The organism is Nonomuraea sp. NPDC001636 (genome assembly GCF_040298265.1).
GTDB lineage: Bacteria > Actinomycetota > Actinomycetes > Streptosporangiales > Streptosporangiaceae > Nonomuraea.
Genome location: NZ_JBEOZT010000009.1, coordinates 108,863 through 122,012, shown reverse-complemented (window position 1 = coordinate 122,012; position 13,150 = coordinate 108,863). Strand labels below are relative to the sequence as shown.

The window sequence follows — 13,150 nt, the reverse complement described above, 5'->3', positions numbered from 1 at the left end:
TCCCCTTTCATGCGCATGGGTGAAGGCGTCGAGTGGGGGCTCCACTGCTGCCTGGTGCTGGCGTGGCTGGAGGACGAGGCCCCGCTGCCCACCGGACGGCTGGCGGCGCTGTTCGAGCTGCCGCCCGTCTACCTCAAGAAGCGGCTCCAGGCGCTGGTCCGCGCGGGCATCCTGACCTCGGTGCCGGGCGCGCAGGGCGGGTTCCGGCTGGCCAGACCGCCCGCCCGGATCACGCTCATGGACGTCGTCGCCGCGGTCGAGGGGCCCGACGAGGCGTTCAGGTGCACCGAGATCCGGCAGCGCGGCGCGGGGGTCGAGGCGCCCGCCCGCGAGTTCGCGCACCCGTGCGGGGTCGCGGCGGCCATGCGCCGGGCCGAGCTCGCCTGGCGGCGCGAGCTGGCCGCCCAGACGGTCGCCGACCTCATGGACGCGGCTCCGGCGAACGCCCCCGACCGCGCGCGCCGCCACTACGAACGCCTTCGCGGCTGAACTCGACCCCGCCCGCGGGGCGCACATCTGGAAGGAGAATCGGGATGTTGAATGTCCCGAATAAGACGGAGTCCCGGGGCCTCGCCCCGACGCTGGTGCTGGCCCTCGGGACGTTCGCCGTGGGCACGGACGCGTTCGTGGTGGCCGGGTTCCTGCCGGACCTGGCCGCGTCGCTGGAGGTGACCGAGGGGGCGGCCGGGCAGTCGGTGACGGTGTTCGCCGTCGCGTACGCGTTGTCGTCGCCCGTGCTGGCCACCGTCGCCGCGCGGGTCCCGCGGCGGGCGCTGCTGGTGACGGCGCTGGTCGTGCTCGGGCTGGCCAACCTGGGGTCGGCGCTGGCGCCGTCGTTCCCCGTGCTGGTGGTCAGCCGGGTGCTGGCGGCGGCCGGGGCGGCGGCGTACACGCCGGGCGCGGGCGCGGTGGCGGCCGTCCTGGTGCGGCCCGAGCTGCGGGCGCGGGCGCTGGCCGTGGTGGTGGGCGGGCTGACGGTCGCGACGGCGCTCGGCGTGCCGCTCGGCGACCTGGCCGGCGAACGGCTCGGCTGGCGGTACGCACTGGGGGCGGTGGCCGTGGCCTGCCTGGCGGTCGCCGCCGGGGTGTACGCGATCATGCCGGTGCTGCCTGGCGCGCCGCGGGTGCCGCTGCGCGCCCGGCTGGACGTGCTGAGGCGGCCGGCGGTGACGGCCATCCTGCCGCTCACCGTGCTCGGGATGGCGGGCAGCTACACGGTGTACGCCTACAGCGTGCCCGCCCTGCGCGCGGTGGGCGTGGAGGGGACGGCGGGCATGCTGTTCCTGTACGGGCTCGGCGCCGTCCTGGGCAACCTGGCCGCCGGGTACGCCACCGACCGGTGGGGCGCGCGCCGGGTGCTGCCGGTCGCGTACCTGGTCATGGCCGTCAGCCTGGGGCTGCTCGCCTGGATGGCGGCGGCCGGCTCGGCGGTCGGCACAGCGGATGGCCCAGCGGGCGGCACTGCGGGCGGCACTGCGGGTGGCACTGTGGCGTTGGTCGGTGTGCTGGTCCTGGCGTGGGGCGCGAGCAGCTGGTGCCAGACGCCGCCGCAGCAGCACCGGCTCATCGCCGCCGCGCCCGGGGAGGCGCCGCTGGTGGTCTCGCTCAACTCCTCGGCGATCTACGCGGGGATCGGCGCGGGCACGCTGCTCGGCGGGCTCACGCTGCCGTCGGGCGCGGCCCTCACGTACGCGACCGGCGCGGCGCTGGCGGCCGCCGCCCTGCTGTTCGCCCTGGCCACCAGATCGGCGGGCGGCGCCCCCGAGTAACCGGCCTGACCCGCCTGACCCGCCTCGCCCGGTGGCGCGGCCCGCGGCCGGGAGGACGGCCCGCGCCGGGCGGTGGCGCGGGTCGTGTCAGGAAGTGTGGTCGCCGAGGGATTCGAGCAGGTCGCGCAGGGTGGCGGCCAGCTCGTCGCGCCGTTGCCCGGTGAGCGCCGACAACATGCGCTGCTCGGTCGCCAGATGGTCGGGCAGCGCGCGGTCGATCAGCGCGAGCCCCTCGGCGGTGAGCGTCACGTGCACGCCGCGCCCGTCGGAGTCGCTGGGCGTGCGCCGCACCAGCCCCCGCGACTCCAGCCGGTCGAGCCGCTGGGTGACGGCCCCGGAGGTGACCATGGAGGCGCGCATCAGGGCGGCGGGGGTCAGGCGGTGGGGCGGCTCGCTGCGTCGCAACGTGGCCAGCACGTCGAACGAGGCCCGGTCGAGCCCGTGTCCGGCGAACGTACGGCTCAGCTCGGCCTCGATGAGCCGGGACAGCCGCGACAGCCGCCCGATCACCGCCATGGGGGAGACGTCCAGGTCAGGGCGCTGTGCGTGCCACTGCCTGAGGATGTAGTCGACCTGGTCAGCCACCCTGGCAGCCTACAAGTGTCTTAGCGGTGAGGAAAATCACCTGGCCGGAACGTCGGCGTTCGGTTAATTTGTCTTAGTGCTAAGTAATCGAACGGGAACCGTTCTGCTGACCGCCCTCACCCCCGCCATCTGGGGGACCACCTATCTGATCACGACCGAACTGCTGCCACCCGGCCGCCCCCTGCTGGCCGCGTTGATCCGCGCCCTGCCGGCGGGGCTGATCCTGATCGCGATCACCCGCCGGCTGCCCCAGGGGAACTGGTGGTGGCGTGCCCTCGTACTCGGCGCGCTCAACATCGGGTTGTTCTTCGCGTTGTTGTTCGTGGGCGCCTACCGGCTGCCCGGAGGGGTGGCCGCCACCGTCGGGGCCATCCAGCCGCTGCTGGTCGCGTTGTTGTCGGCGGGGTTGCTGGGGGAGCGGCTGACCTGGCGCGTCGCGCTCGCCGCGGCGGCGGGCGTGGCCGGGGTGAGCCTGCTGGTGCTGCGCGCCGACGCCCGGCTCGACCTGCTGGGCGTGGCCGCCGCGCTGGGCGGCGCGGTGGTGATGGCGGTCGGGGTCGTGCTCAGCAAGCGCTGGAGGTCGCCCGCGCCGCTGCTGGCCACCACCGGATGGCAGCTCGCGGCCGGCGGCCTGCTGCTCGCCCCGGTGACGCTCCTCGTCGAGGGGCCGCCGCCCGCCCACCTGACCGGCGAGAACCTCGCCGGGTACGCCTACCTCGCGATCATCGGCTCGGCCCTGGCCTACACCCTCTGGTTCCGCGGCATCCGCGAGCTGTCGGCCACCAAGGTCACCTTCCTCGGGCTGCTCAGCCCCGTCGTCGCCACCGCGCTCGGCTGGCTGGTGCTCGGCCAGCGGCTCACGCTCGCGCAGGTCGCCGGCGCCGTCGTCGTGCTCGCCGCCCTCCTCGTGGCGCAGCTCCAGCCGGTACGGCACCGCGCCGCGCCCGAGCCGCTGGAGGCCCCCGTGCCCGCGGGCGGGAATCGATGATCGCGTCCGCCGCTAGGATCGGGCCGAGGAGGCCGGTATGAGCATGCAGGCGTACCCCGTGACCGGGCCGGTGGCCGAGCACGGCGAGGGGCCCGTGTGGTGCGCCCGCTGGGGCGGGCTGCGGTGGGTGGACATGCTGGCCGGCGACGTGCTCGCCCTCGACGACTCCGGCGGCGTGCGACGGCGGCACGTCGGCCCGGTCGCCGCGGCCCTGCGCCCGCGCGTGTCCGGCGGTTACGTGGTCGCCGGCGAACGCGAGCTGCTGCTGGCCGGCTCCGACGACCTCGACGCGCCGCTGCGCCCGCTCGGCCAGGCGTGGAGCGACCCCGGCGTGCGCATGAACGACGGCGGCTGCGACCCCGAGGGCCGCTTCTACATCGGCAGCATGCCCTACGACGAGACCCCCGGAGCCGGCTCCCTCTACGTGGCCGGGCCGGACGGCGCGCTCAGCCCGGTGATCACCGGCGTCACCGTCTCCAACGGCCTCGACTTCAGCCCCGACGGCCGCCTGGCCTACTACGCCGACACCGCCACCGGCCGGGTGGACGTCCTCGACCACGACCCGGCGGGCGGGCTCACCGGGCGCAGGCCGTTCGTGACGATCGACCCCGCCAAGGGCGCGCCCGACGGGCTGACGGTCGACGCCGAGGGCGGGGTGTGGGTGGCGCTCTGGCAGGGGTTCGCCGTGCACCGGTACACCCCCGGCGGCCGGCTCGACGCCGTGGTGGAGCTGCCGGTGGGCAAGGTCACCGCGGTCACGTTCGGCGGCCCCGGCCTCGACCGGCTGTTCGTCACCACGTCGAGACTCGGGGTGGACGCCCGGGAGCAGCCCGAGGCGGGCGCCCTGTTCGCGGCCGACCCCGGCGTGCGCGGCCGCCCGGTGCTGCCCACCACCCTGTGACGGGAGCGGACGCTCAGCGGGGGTGGTCGCCGGTGGCGCCGTCGATCAGCTCGCGCAGGATGTCCATGTGGCCCGCGTGGCGCACGGTGTCCTCGATCATGTGGATGAGCACCCAGCGCAGGCTCACCCGGCGGCCCGCCCACGACGTGCCGATCTCGTCGAGGGGGAGGTCGGAGATCACCTTGTCGGCGGCGGCGCGGGCCCGGCCGTAGAAGGCGACGATCTGCTCGGTGGTCTCCCGCTCGCCGATCGCGAAGTCGTCCTCGGGGGCGAACCACAGCGGCTCGGCCTCCCGGCCGAAGGTCGAGCAGAACCAGCCGTACTCGACGGCGGCCAGGTGTTTGACGATGCCGAGCAGCGACGTGCCGGACGGTGTCATCGGCCGCCTGACCTGCTCCTCGCCCAGGCCCTGGAGCTTCCACACGATGACGTCGCGGTGCCGGTCGAGGCTGGCGTGCAGGCTCTCCTTCTCGCCACCGGACGGCGGCACTCCTCTTCCCATGCCCGCGACCGTAACAGTCGCGACCGACACGTTGCCGTCGCCCGCCGGGGGCCGCGATACTCCCTGCATGATCGGTCATATCGGCATCAACGTCCCCGACCTGCGGGCGGCCAAGGAGTACTACGACGCCCTGCTGCCGTACCTCGGTTTCAAGGAGTTCTTCAGCAGCGAGGAGGAGATCGGCTACATGCCGGCCGACGACAAGCCGGGCACGTACCTGTTCCTCTACCCCGCGCAGGAGGCCGGGGACTACTCGCGGCACCGCACCGGGCTCCAGCATCTGGCGTTCTCGCTGCGCAGCCGGTCCGCGGTGGCCGAGGCGCACGCGCGGGCGGTGGAGCTCGGCTCGCAGGTGCTGCACGAGCCCAGGGAGTTCCCCGAGTACCCGCCGCCCTACCACGCCGCGTTCTGGCTCGACCCGCACGGCGTCATGCTGGAGGCCGTCTGCCACTACGACCGCGACTGACCTGCGGCGATCCCGGTCCCGCGCGGCTGGACGGCCTCCGCCGGGGAAGGTTCCCCATCGGTGCCGCCGTACGACGTGCGGGCGCGGACCGGTGCGCGATCTTCAGGTGCGAGGGGGTGAGGGCTAGCCTGGAGGATGACGTCCCGCACGGGCCCGGCGGCCGGCCGGGCGTGGACGACGCGCGGCCCGATGTCATGATGTCCCCGACGCTCGACCGGGAGGAAACGATCGTGGGGCCTTTCGCGGGCGGTGGGCTGCCCCCGGACGACGTCGTCGTCGCGGCGCTGCGTGCCGGGGACGAGTCGATGTTCGCCGCGCTCCTCGACACCTGGTCGCGGGGGATGTTGCGGGCGGCCAGGTCCTACGTGTCCACCGACGACTCGGCCGAGGAGGTCGTGCAGGACACGTGGCTGGCGGTGATCGGCGCCATCGACGCCTTCGAGGGGCGTTCCTCGGTCAAGACGTGGGTCTACCGCATCCTGGTCAACACCGCCAAGAAACGCGGCCTGCGCGAGAGCCGCACGCTGCCGTGGAGCGCGTTCGAACCGCCCGCCGAGCCGGCCCAGAAGGAGGACGGCCGGACGCCGGAGGGCGCGGTGCTCGCCTCGGAGGCGCGCGGTCTCATCGGCGAGGCGCTGGCCGGGCTGCCGCCCCGGCAGCGGATCGTCATCACCCTGCGCGACCTGGAGGGATGCACGTCCGAGGAGGTTTGCGAGATCCTGGAGATCTCGGCCGCCAACCAACGGGTGCTCCTGCACCGGGCAAGAGCCACGGTCCGCGACCGGCTCGAAGGCTACTACCAGTCCGTGAAGCGGTCAGAATAGGTTAAACGGTTCAACGTTCAGAGGTGAGGCGGTCAACGTCGTGAAGCGGTTCACGTGCGACGAGCTGGTAGAACTCATCACCGCCTACCTTGACGGCGCTCTTGACCGGCCCGAACGTGAGGGGTTCGAGGCGCACACGGCGGCCTGCGCCGACTGCGCGCGGCAGCTCGACCAGTTCCGCGAGACCGTCCGGGCCCTGCGCGAGCTCCCGCCGGAGCGCAAGTTGTCCGACGGCACGCGCGACCGCCTGATGTCCGCGTTCAGAGCCCGCCACCACCGGGGCTGACGGCCCCTTTCTCGCACCAGTAGCCGCAAAAAGGGCAAATCTCGGCAGATCATCAGATTTCCGTGTAACGCTGGCGGGTCTCGCGGGTCTGTAAGCACATGCGCCACGCGATGACCGGCCCGGCGGCCGGCGGGTCCGGCGCCTCGGGAACGGCCGGCGAGCCGCTCCGGGGCGTGCCGGAGGTGGAGGAGTTCGCACGCCGGTGCTTCGCCCCCGCCCCGGGCGACCGGGTGGGGGCCGAGCTGGAGTTCCTGATCTTCGACCGGGCGGATCCGGCGCGGCAGGTGCCGATGGACCGGGTGAGGCGGATCGTCCCGGCGCTGGCCGGCGGGAGCCGGGTGACCTACGAGCCGGGCGGCCAGATCGAGCTGTCGGGCCCGGCCGGGCCGCCCGCCGAGGCCATCGGACGGCTGGCCGCCGACGTGGCCGCCGTCCGCGCGGCGCTCGGGCGGGACGGGCTGGTGCTGGGCGGCGTGGGGCTCGACCCGCTGCGCCCGGCCCGGCGGCAGCTCCGCCAGCCGCGCTACGACGCCATGGCCGAGTTCCTGGGCCGCCCGTACGGGCCGCTGATGATGTGCTCGACCGCGTCCGTCCAGGTCAACGTGGACCTGGGGGAGCGGCCGGCGGTCCGGTGGGAGCGCGCCAGGCTGCTCGGGCCCGTCCTGACCGCGGCCTTCAGCAACTCGCCGCTGAGCCGCGGACGCCCCTGCGGCTGGATGTCGGGCCGCCAGGCCGTCTGGGAGAACCTGGACCCGACCCGCACCGCGCCCGTCAGCGGCTCCGGCGACCCGGCGGCGGCCTGGGCGGCGTACCTGCTCGACGCCCGGCTCATGCTCGTCCGCGAGGACGAGCGCCGCTACCGCGCGGTCGGCGACGGCTCGACCTTCCGCGACTGGCTCGACGGCGCGGGCGAGCGCCCGCCCACCCCCGACGACCTGGCCTACCACGCCACCACGCTGTTCCCGCCGGTCCGGCCGCGCGGCTGGCTGGAGATCCGCTACCTCGACGCCCAGCACCCGGACGACTGGCCGGTGTGCGTCGCCGTCACCCACGCGCTGATCACCGACGACCGCGCCGCCGACGCCGCCCTGTCGGCCGCCGAGCCTGTCGCGGGCCTGGCCGAGGTGGCCGCCAGGTGCGGCCTGACCGACCCGCGGCTCGCCCGCGCCGCCGAGGCGGCCTTCCGCGCCGCGGTCGAGGCGCTGCCCCGGCTCGGCGCGCCCGCCGATCTGGTCGACGGCGTGTCCGGCTTCGCCGCCCGGTACGTGAGCGCGGGCCGCTCCCCGGCGGCCGACCTGATGGACCTGATGACGGACCCGGCACGGCGCCTGCCGGCCTGGCTGAGCGGAGAAGGACGGGCATGAACGACATCAAGGAACGCATCGCCGCCGAGCTGACCGCGGTGCGCGACCGTTCGCTGACCTACACCGAGGCCGAGGACGACCTCCTGCTGCGCCAGCACTCCCCGCTGATGTCGCCGCTGGTGTGGGACCTCGCGCACGTCGGCAACTACGAGGAGCTGTGGGTGCTGCGCGAGGCCGCCGGCATCACGCCGCTGCGCCCCGAGATCGACGACATCTACGACGCCTTCAAGCACCCCCGCAAGGACCGCCCCACCCTGCCGATCCTCGGCCCCGAGGAGGCCAGGAGGTACATCGGCGGCGTGCGCGGCCGGGTGCTCGACGTGCTGGACGCGATCGACCTGGAGGCCGCCGCGCCGCTGCACCGCGACGGGTTCGTGTTCGGCCTGGTCATCCAGCACGAGCACCAGCACGACGAGACGATGCTGGCCACCTGGCAGCTGTCCCGCCAGCCCGGCCTGGTCCGCGACGGCGACCTGCCGCCGGGCCGCGACACCGGCCCCGCCGAGGTGTACGTCCCCGCCGGTCCCTTCCAGATGGGCACCGGCACCCTGCCCTGGGCCTACGACAACGAGCGTCCCGCCCACCGGGTGGACCTGCCCGCCTACTGGATCGACCGGCTGCCCGTCGGCAACGCCGCCTACGCCGCGTTCGTCGAGTCCGGCGGCTACGACGACCCGCGCTGGTGGCACCCGGACGGCTGGCGCTGGCGGCAGGAGAGCGGGGCCACCGCGCCGCTGTTCTGGACCCGCGAGGGCGGCGCCTGGTGGCGCACCCGCTTCGGCCGCGCCGAGCCCGTCCCGATGGACGAGCCGGTCCAGCACGTGAGCTGGTACGAGGCCGACGCCTACGCCCGCTGGGCGGGCCGGCGGCTGCCCACCGAGGCCGAGTGGGAGAAGGCGTGCGGCTGGGACCCGGAAGCCGGGCGGGCCCGCAAGTACCCGTGGGGTGACGAGGACCCCCGTCCCGACCTGGCCAACCTCGGTCACCGGGCGGCCCGGCCGGCACCGCTGGGCGCCTACCCCGCCGGGGCGAGCGCGTACGGGGCCGAGCAGATGGTCGGCGACGTGTGGGAGTGGACCGGGTCGTGGTTCCAGCCCTATCCCGGGTTCCGCAGCTTCCCGTACAAGGAGTACAGCGAGGTCTTCTTCGGGCAGGAGTACCGGGTGCTGCGCGGCGGCTCGTGGGCGGCCGACCCGGCGGCGGTGCGCACCACGTTCCGCAACTGGGACTACCCCGTCCGGCGGCAGATCTTCACCGGCTTCCGCTGCGCCCGCGACGCCGAGCGGGCCTGAATGTGCCGGCACGCCGCCTGGCTGGGCGTCCCGCGCCCGCTGACCGCGCTGATCCACGAGCCGCCGCACGGCCTGCTCGCCCAGTCGTACGCGCCCCGGCGGCAGCGCCACGGCACGGTCAACGCCGACGGCTACGGCATGGCCTGGTACGACCCGGCCAGGCCGGAGCCGGTGCGCTACCGCCGCGCCATCCCCATCTGGGCCGACGCCAACCTGCCCGCGCTCGCCGAGATCGCCCGCTCCGGCTGCCTGATCGCGGCCGTGCGGTGCGCCACGACCGGCATGCCGGTGGAGGAGAGCGCCACCGCGCCGTTCGCCGGGGGCGGCTGGGTGCTCAGCCACAACGGCCGGGTCGAGCGCGACGCGGTCATGGACCTGGCCGACGACCTGCCCGAGAGCCCCTGCGACTCGGCCTGGCTGGCCGCCGCCGTGTTCGCCCGCGGCAGCGCCGGTCTCGGCCTGGCCGCGGCGCTGGCCGACGTCGTCGTGCGCGCCGGGGAGAAGGACCCCGCAGCCCGGCTGAACCTGCTCGCCTGCGACGGCACGGCGCTCGCCGCGACCGTCTGGGGCGACACCCTCTTCTTCCGCGCCGACCGGGACGGCGTGTACGTGGCCAGCGAGCCGCTCGACGACCGGCCGGGCTGGCAGGAGGCGCCTGACCGCAGCCTGCTCACCGCCACGCCGGACGACGTACGCGTCCAGCCGTTGTGACCTTCCAGGAGGATCTCGTGCCCGTCACCCAGCCGACCGTCCATGTGATCAACCATCTTGACCCCGGCTACCTGCGCCAGGCGCTCGAACACGACGTCAGGACCGGGCTGACGGCCACGCCCAAGTGGCTGCCGCCCAAGTGGTTCTACGACGAGGCGGGTAGCGACCTGTTCTCGCGCATCACCCGGTTGCCCGAGTACTACCCGACCCGCCGCGAGCTGACGATCCTGCGCGCGCGGGCGGCCGAGATCGCCGCCGCGAGTGGCGCCGACACGCTGGTCGAGCTGGGCTCGGGCACGAGCGAGAAGACCGTGGTCCTGCTGGACGCGCTCACCGCGGCGGGCACGCTGCGCGCGTACACGCCGGTGGACGTGGACGCCGTCACCCTGGAGGCGGCCGCGCGCCGGCTGGGCGGCCGCCACCCCGGGCTGGAGGTGCGGCCGGTGTGCGCCGACTTCGAGCGGCACCTGCGGCTGCTGCCGCGCTCGGGCAGGCGCATGGTGGCCTTCCTCGGCGGCACGATCGGCAACCTCGAACCGGCCGCCCGCGAGGTGTTCCTGAAGGAGGTGCGCGCCACCCTGCGGCCCGGCGACACGTTCCTGCTCGGCGCCGACCTGGTGAAGGACACCGGGCGGCTGGTCGCGGCCTACGACGACGCCGCCGGGGTGACGGCCGCGTTCAACCGGAACGTGCTGCGCGTGGTGAACCGGGAGCTGGCGGCCGGGTTCGAGCCGGCGGCGTTCGAGCACGTCGCCCTGTACGACCAGCGCAACGAGTGGATCGAGATGCGGCTGCGGGCCACCCGCGACATGCGGGTGCGGGTCGGCGCGCTCGGCCTGACCGTGGACTTCGCCGCGGGCGAGGAGATGCGGACGGAGATCAGCGCCAAGTTCCGGCTGGAGCCGCTGGGGGAGGAGCTGGCCGCGGCCGGGTTCACCGTCCTGCGGTCGTGGACCGACCCCGACGGCGACTTCGGGCTGCTGCTGGCCGGGGCGTGATCGCCGCACGCTGGCGGGCCGCCCGCTCGGCCGCGCCGCCCGGCCATCTGGACGCGGCCGGCTGCAACGTGCCCAGCGACCGGACGCTGGCCGCGACGGTCGAGCACCTGCGGCGCGAACGCGAGCTCGGCGGGTACGCCGCCGTGCCGGGACTGACCGCGCCCAGGGCCGCGCTGGCCGCCCTGACCGGCGCGGACCCGGCCGACGTCGCCTTCCTGGAGAGCGGCACGGCCGCGATGGCGGCGCTGCTCGGCGGCTGGCGGCTGCCGCCGGGCGCCCGGGTCGGCTTCACCCGATCGGAGTACGGCAGCACGCTCATGCTGCTGCGCCGCCTGGCCGCCGAGCGCGGCTGGACCCTCGCCGAGCTGCCCGCCGACGACGACGCCCGCCTCGACCTCGACGCCCTGTCCGCCGCCCTGCGCCGCGGCCTGGACCTGGTCACCCTGCCGCACCTGCCCTCCCACCGGGGCACCGCGCAGCCGGTCGGCGAGATCGGCCGCCTGTGCCGGGAGGCCGGCGTGCCCCTGGTCCTGGACGTGTGCCAGTCGCTCGGCCACCTGGACGTCGCCGGCGCGCGGGCCACCGCCTACGTCGGCACGTCCCGCAAGTGGCTGGCCGGGCCGCGCGGCGTCGGCTTCCTGATCGTGCCCGGCCTCACCGAGGACATGGACGCGGCGGCCCCCGCGCTCGGCGGCCACGTCTGGCTGGAGGATCCGGCGCGCAGCGGGCCGCTGCCCGGCGCCGCGCGCTACGAGAGCGCCGAGTCGGCGGTCGCGGCGCGGATCGGCCTCGGCGTCGCCGTCCTGGAGCACCACGCGCTGGGGCCGGACGCGGTCCGCGCCCACCTCGCCGAGCTGGGCGCGGCGGCCCGGCGCACGCTCGACGGCAGGGGCGGCTGGCGGGTGGTCGAGCCGTACGACGAGCCGACGGCCATCGTCACCCTGCGCCCGCCCGGCGGCGCGGACCCCGCCAGGACGGCCGCGGCTGCGGCAGAGAAGGGCCTGCTGGTGGGCGTCGCGCCGGTCGCCCGCGCCCCGCTCGACCTGCGGGAACCGGTGCTGCGCGTCTCGCCGCCCCCGGGAACCCGGCAGGAGACCCTGGACGCCCTGGCCCGCCTCCTCGACGGCCATTAGAGCAGGCGGGCGTCAGAGCAGCCGGGCGTCAGATCGGGCAGGTGTCAGAGCGGGCAGGTGTCAGGGCGGCAGGGGGTCAGAGCAGGCGGTCGAAGCCCACCACCAGGTGCGCGGGCCCGCGCAGCGACGCGCTGTGCCGGTACGGCGGCGGCCCGGCGGCCAGTTCCGGCCCGACCAGCCTGCTCACCAGCGCGCCCAGCGCGACCCGCGCCTCGATCCTGGCCAGCGGCGCCCCCACGCAGTAGTGCACGCCCCCGCCGAACCCCAGATGCTGGTTGTCCCGCCGCGCCGGGTCGAAGCGGTCGGCGCCGGGGAAGCGGGCCGGGTCCCGGCTGCCCGAGGCCAGCAGCAGCGCCACGTCCGCGCCCTGGGGGACGGTGACCCCGGCGATCTCGATGTCGGCCAGCGTCGTGCGGGTGCGGAACTGCACCGGCGGGTCGTAGCGCAGCACCTCCTCGACGGCCGGCACGATCAGCCCGGGGTCGGCGCGCAGCCGCGCCAGCGCCTCCGGGTTGCGCAGGAACGTCAGCATGCCGTTGGTGATCAGGTTGACGGTGGTCTCGTGGCCGGCGATGAGCAGCAGGGCCATCGTCGCGACGATCTCCGGGGCGTCCATGCGCTCGGTCTCGCCGTCGGTGAGCAGCGCCGACAGCAGGTCGTCCGACGGGTGGGCGTGCCGCTCGCCGGCCAGCTCCACCAGGTACGCGCGCAGCTCCGGCGCGGCGGTCTCGGCCTGCCGCACCTCCTCGGCCGACAGCCCCTCGGGCGGGTCCAGCGTGCGGGCCAGGGCCGAGGCCCAGCCGTGGAAGCGCGGCTCGTCCTCCTTGGGCACGCCGAGCAGGTCGCAGATCACCGTGACGGGCAGCGGGTAGGCCAGGTCGTCCACCACGTCCATGGAGTCGTGGCCGGCGCGCCGGTCGAGCAGTTCGGCCACCAGCGACACCACGTGCTCCCCGAGCCGGTTGACGCGCTCCGGGGTGAAGTGCCGCATGACGATCCGCCGCAGCCGGTCGTGGTCGGGCGGGTCGAGGAAGATGAACGCCGGTTTCCGGGACTCCTGGCCGTCCTGGGCGTTCTCTGCGGCCATCAGCCGGCCGGAGGCGCCGAACGAGCCGGAGCCGCTCCTGCTCTTGCGCTCGTCGGAGCTGATCCGCGGGTCGTGCAGCAGCGAGACGATCTCGGCGTACGTGCTCACCGCGTACAGGTCGTCCCCCTGGCGGGAGACGGGCGTCTCGCGCAGCCGGGCGTACAGCGGGTACGGGTCCGGGCGGCTCGCCTCGTCCAGGACCTGCGCGAACAGGCTCTGCGTCACCTGATGGGCCATGGTCGTC

General features: G+C 75.0%; 15 protein-coding genes. 12 read left to right on the top strand and 3 right to left on the bottom strand.

Going from position 1 to position 13,150, the window contains the following annotated elements:
* Positions 1 to 9: 9 nt before the first annotated feature.
* Both ABT158_RS19280 and ABT158_RS19275 read left to right on the top strand, forming a co-directional pair.
* Positions 10 to 489, top strand: coding sequence for an RrF2 family transcriptional regulator (locus ABT158_RS19280; RefSeq protein ID WP_352355035.1), 480 nt, complete (start codon positions 10 to 12; stop codon positions 487 to 489).
* A gap of 44 nt (positions 490 to 533) precedes the next feature.
* Complete coding sequence (locus ABT158_RS19275) at positions 534 to 1,769, top strand: MFS transporter (protein ID WP_352355033.1); 1,236 nt, start codon at positions 534 to 536, stop codon at positions 1,767 to 1,769.
* Between the two features lie 87 nt (positions 1,770 to 1,856).
* On the opposite strand, the gene ABT158_RS19270 is transcribed toward ABT158_RS19275, so the two are convergent.
* On the bottom strand, positions 1,857 to 2,354 hold the full coding sequence (locus tag ABT158_RS19270) for a MarR family winged helix-turn-helix transcriptional regulator (RefSeq protein ID WP_352355031.1): 498 nt from the start codon (positions 2,352 to 2,354) through the stop codon (positions 1,857 to 1,859).
* Positions 2,355 to 2,430: 76 nt separating this feature from the next.
* Between ABT158_RS19270 and ABT158_RS19265 the strand changes: the two genes are divergently transcribed.
* On the top strand, positions 2,431 to 3,342 hold the full coding sequence (locus ABT158_RS19265) for an EamA family transporter (RefSeq protein WP_352355029.1): 912 nt from the start codon (positions 2,431 to 2,433) through the stop codon (positions 3,340 to 3,342).
* A gap of 37 nt (positions 3,343 to 3,379) precedes the next feature.
* Positions 3,380 to 4,243 (top strand): SMP-30/gluconolactonase/LRE family protein, encoded by an 864-nt coding sequence (locus ABT158_RS19260; protein ID WP_352355027.1) that lies wholly within the window; start codon positions 3,380 to 3,382, stop codon positions 4,241 to 4,243.
* 13 nt (positions 4,244 to 4,256) lie between these two features.
* Here ABT158_RS19260 and ABT158_RS19255 read toward each other — a convergent pair whose 3' ends face one another.
* Entirely contained in the window at positions 4,257 to 4,745 is a 489-nt protein-coding gene (locus ABT158_RS19255) for a DinB family protein (protein ID WP_352355025.1), read from the bottom strand.
* 67 nt (positions 4,746 to 4,812) lie between these two features.
* Between ABT158_RS19255 and ABT158_RS19250 the strand changes: the two genes are divergently transcribed.
* The 8 genes from ABT158_RS19250 (at position 4,813) to egtE (ending at position 11,819) form a co-directional block, all read left to right on the top strand.
* Positions 4,813 to 5,211 (top strand): VOC family protein, encoded by a 399-nt coding sequence (locus ABT158_RS19250; protein ID WP_352355023.1) that lies wholly within the window; start codon positions 4,813 to 4,815, stop codon positions 5,209 to 5,211.
* A gap of 116 nt (positions 5,212 to 5,327) precedes the next feature.
* Complete coding sequence (locus ABT158_RS19245) at positions 5,328 to 6,035, top strand: RNA polymerase sigma factor (RefSeq protein ID WP_352355021.1); 708 nt, start codon at positions 5,328 to 5,330, stop codon at positions 6,033 to 6,035.
* A 40-nt stretch (positions 6,036 to 6,075) separates the two neighbouring features.
* Complete coding sequence (locus tag ABT158_RS19240; protein WP_352355019.1) at positions 6,076 to 6,321, top strand: anti-sigma factor family protein; 246 nt, start codon at positions 6,076 to 6,078, stop codon at positions 6,319 to 6,321.
* 98 nt (positions 6,322 to 6,419) lie between these two features.
* Positions 6,420 to 7,685 (top strand): ergothioneine biosynthesis glutamate--cysteine ligase EgtA, encoded by a 1,266-nt coding sequence (gene egtA / locus ABT158_RS19235; protein WP_352355017.1) that lies wholly within the window; start codon positions 6,420 to 6,422, stop codon positions 7,683 to 7,685.
* Complete coding sequence (gene egtB, locus ABT158_RS19230; protein ID WP_352355015.1) at positions 7,682 to 8,977, top strand: ergothioneine biosynthesis protein EgtB; 1,296 nt, start codon at positions 7,682 to 7,684, stop codon at positions 8,975 to 8,977. Before egtA ends, egtB begins: the two co-directional genes overlap by 4 nt.
* Positions 8,978 to 9,688, top strand: a complete 711-nt coding sequence (egtC, locus tag ABT158_RS19225) for an ergothioneine biosynthesis protein EgtC (protein ID WP_352355013.1) — start codon at positions 8,978 to 8,980, stop codon at positions 9,686 to 9,688.
* Between the two features lie 17 nt (positions 9,689 to 9,705).
* Complete coding sequence (gene egtD / locus ABT158_RS19220; protein ID WP_352355011.1) at positions 9,706 to 10,686, top strand: L-histidine N(alpha)-methyltransferase; 981 nt, start codon at positions 9,706 to 9,708, stop codon at positions 10,684 to 10,686.
* A complete protein-coding gene (gene egtE / locus ABT158_RS19215) occupies positions 10,683 to 11,819 on the top strand; it encodes an ergothioneine biosynthesis PLP-dependent enzyme EgtE (protein ID WP_352355009.1) in 1,137 nt (378 codons plus the stop codon). Before egtD ends, egtE begins: the two co-directional genes overlap by 4 nt.
* A gap of 76 nt (positions 11,820 to 11,895) precedes the next feature.
* On the opposite strand, the gene ABT158_RS19210 is transcribed toward egtE, so the two are convergent.
* Positions 11,896 to 13,143, bottom strand: coding sequence for a cytochrome P450 (locus tag ABT158_RS19210; protein ID WP_352355007.1), 1,248 nt, complete (start codon positions 13,141 to 13,143; stop codon positions 11,896 to 11,898).
* Between the last annotated feature and the right edge of the window lie 7 nt (positions 13,144 to 13,150).

Coding starts and splice junctions, on each gene's coding strand:
- ABT158_RS19275 (WP_352355033.1), top strand. CDS start 534: ATGTTGAATGTCCCGAATAAGACGGAGTCCCGGGGCCTCGCCCCGACG.
- ABT158_RS19280 (WP_352355035.1), top strand. CDS start 10: ATGCGCATGGGTGAAGGCGTCGAGTGGGGGCTCCACTGCTGCCTGGTG.
- egtA (WP_352355017.1), top strand. CDS start 6,420: ATGCGCCACGCGATGACCGGCCCGGCGGCCGGCGGGTCCGGCGCCTCG.
- egtC (WP_352355013.1), top strand. CDS start 8,978: ATGTGCCGGCACGCCGCCTGGCTGGGCGTCCCGCGCCCGCTGACCGCG.
- egtB (WP_352355015.1), top strand. CDS start 7,682: ATGAACGACATCAAGGAACGCATCGCCGCCGAGCTGACCGCGGTGCGC.
- ABT158_RS19260 (WP_352355027.1), top strand. CDS start 3,380: ATGAGCATGCAGGCGTACCCCGTGACCGGGCCGGTGGCCGAGCACGGC.
- ABT158_RS19250 (WP_352355023.1), top strand. CDS start 4,813: ATGATCGGTCATATCGGCATCAACGTCCCCGACCTGCGGGCGGCCAAG.
- ABT158_RS19255 (WP_352355025.1), bottom strand. CDS start 4,745: ATGGGAAGAGGAGTGCCGCCGTCCGGTGGCGAGAAGGAGAGCCTGCAC.
- ABT158_RS19210 (WP_352355007.1), bottom strand. CDS start 13,143: ATGGCCCATCAGGTGACGCAGAGCCTGTTCGCGCAGGTCCTGGACGAG.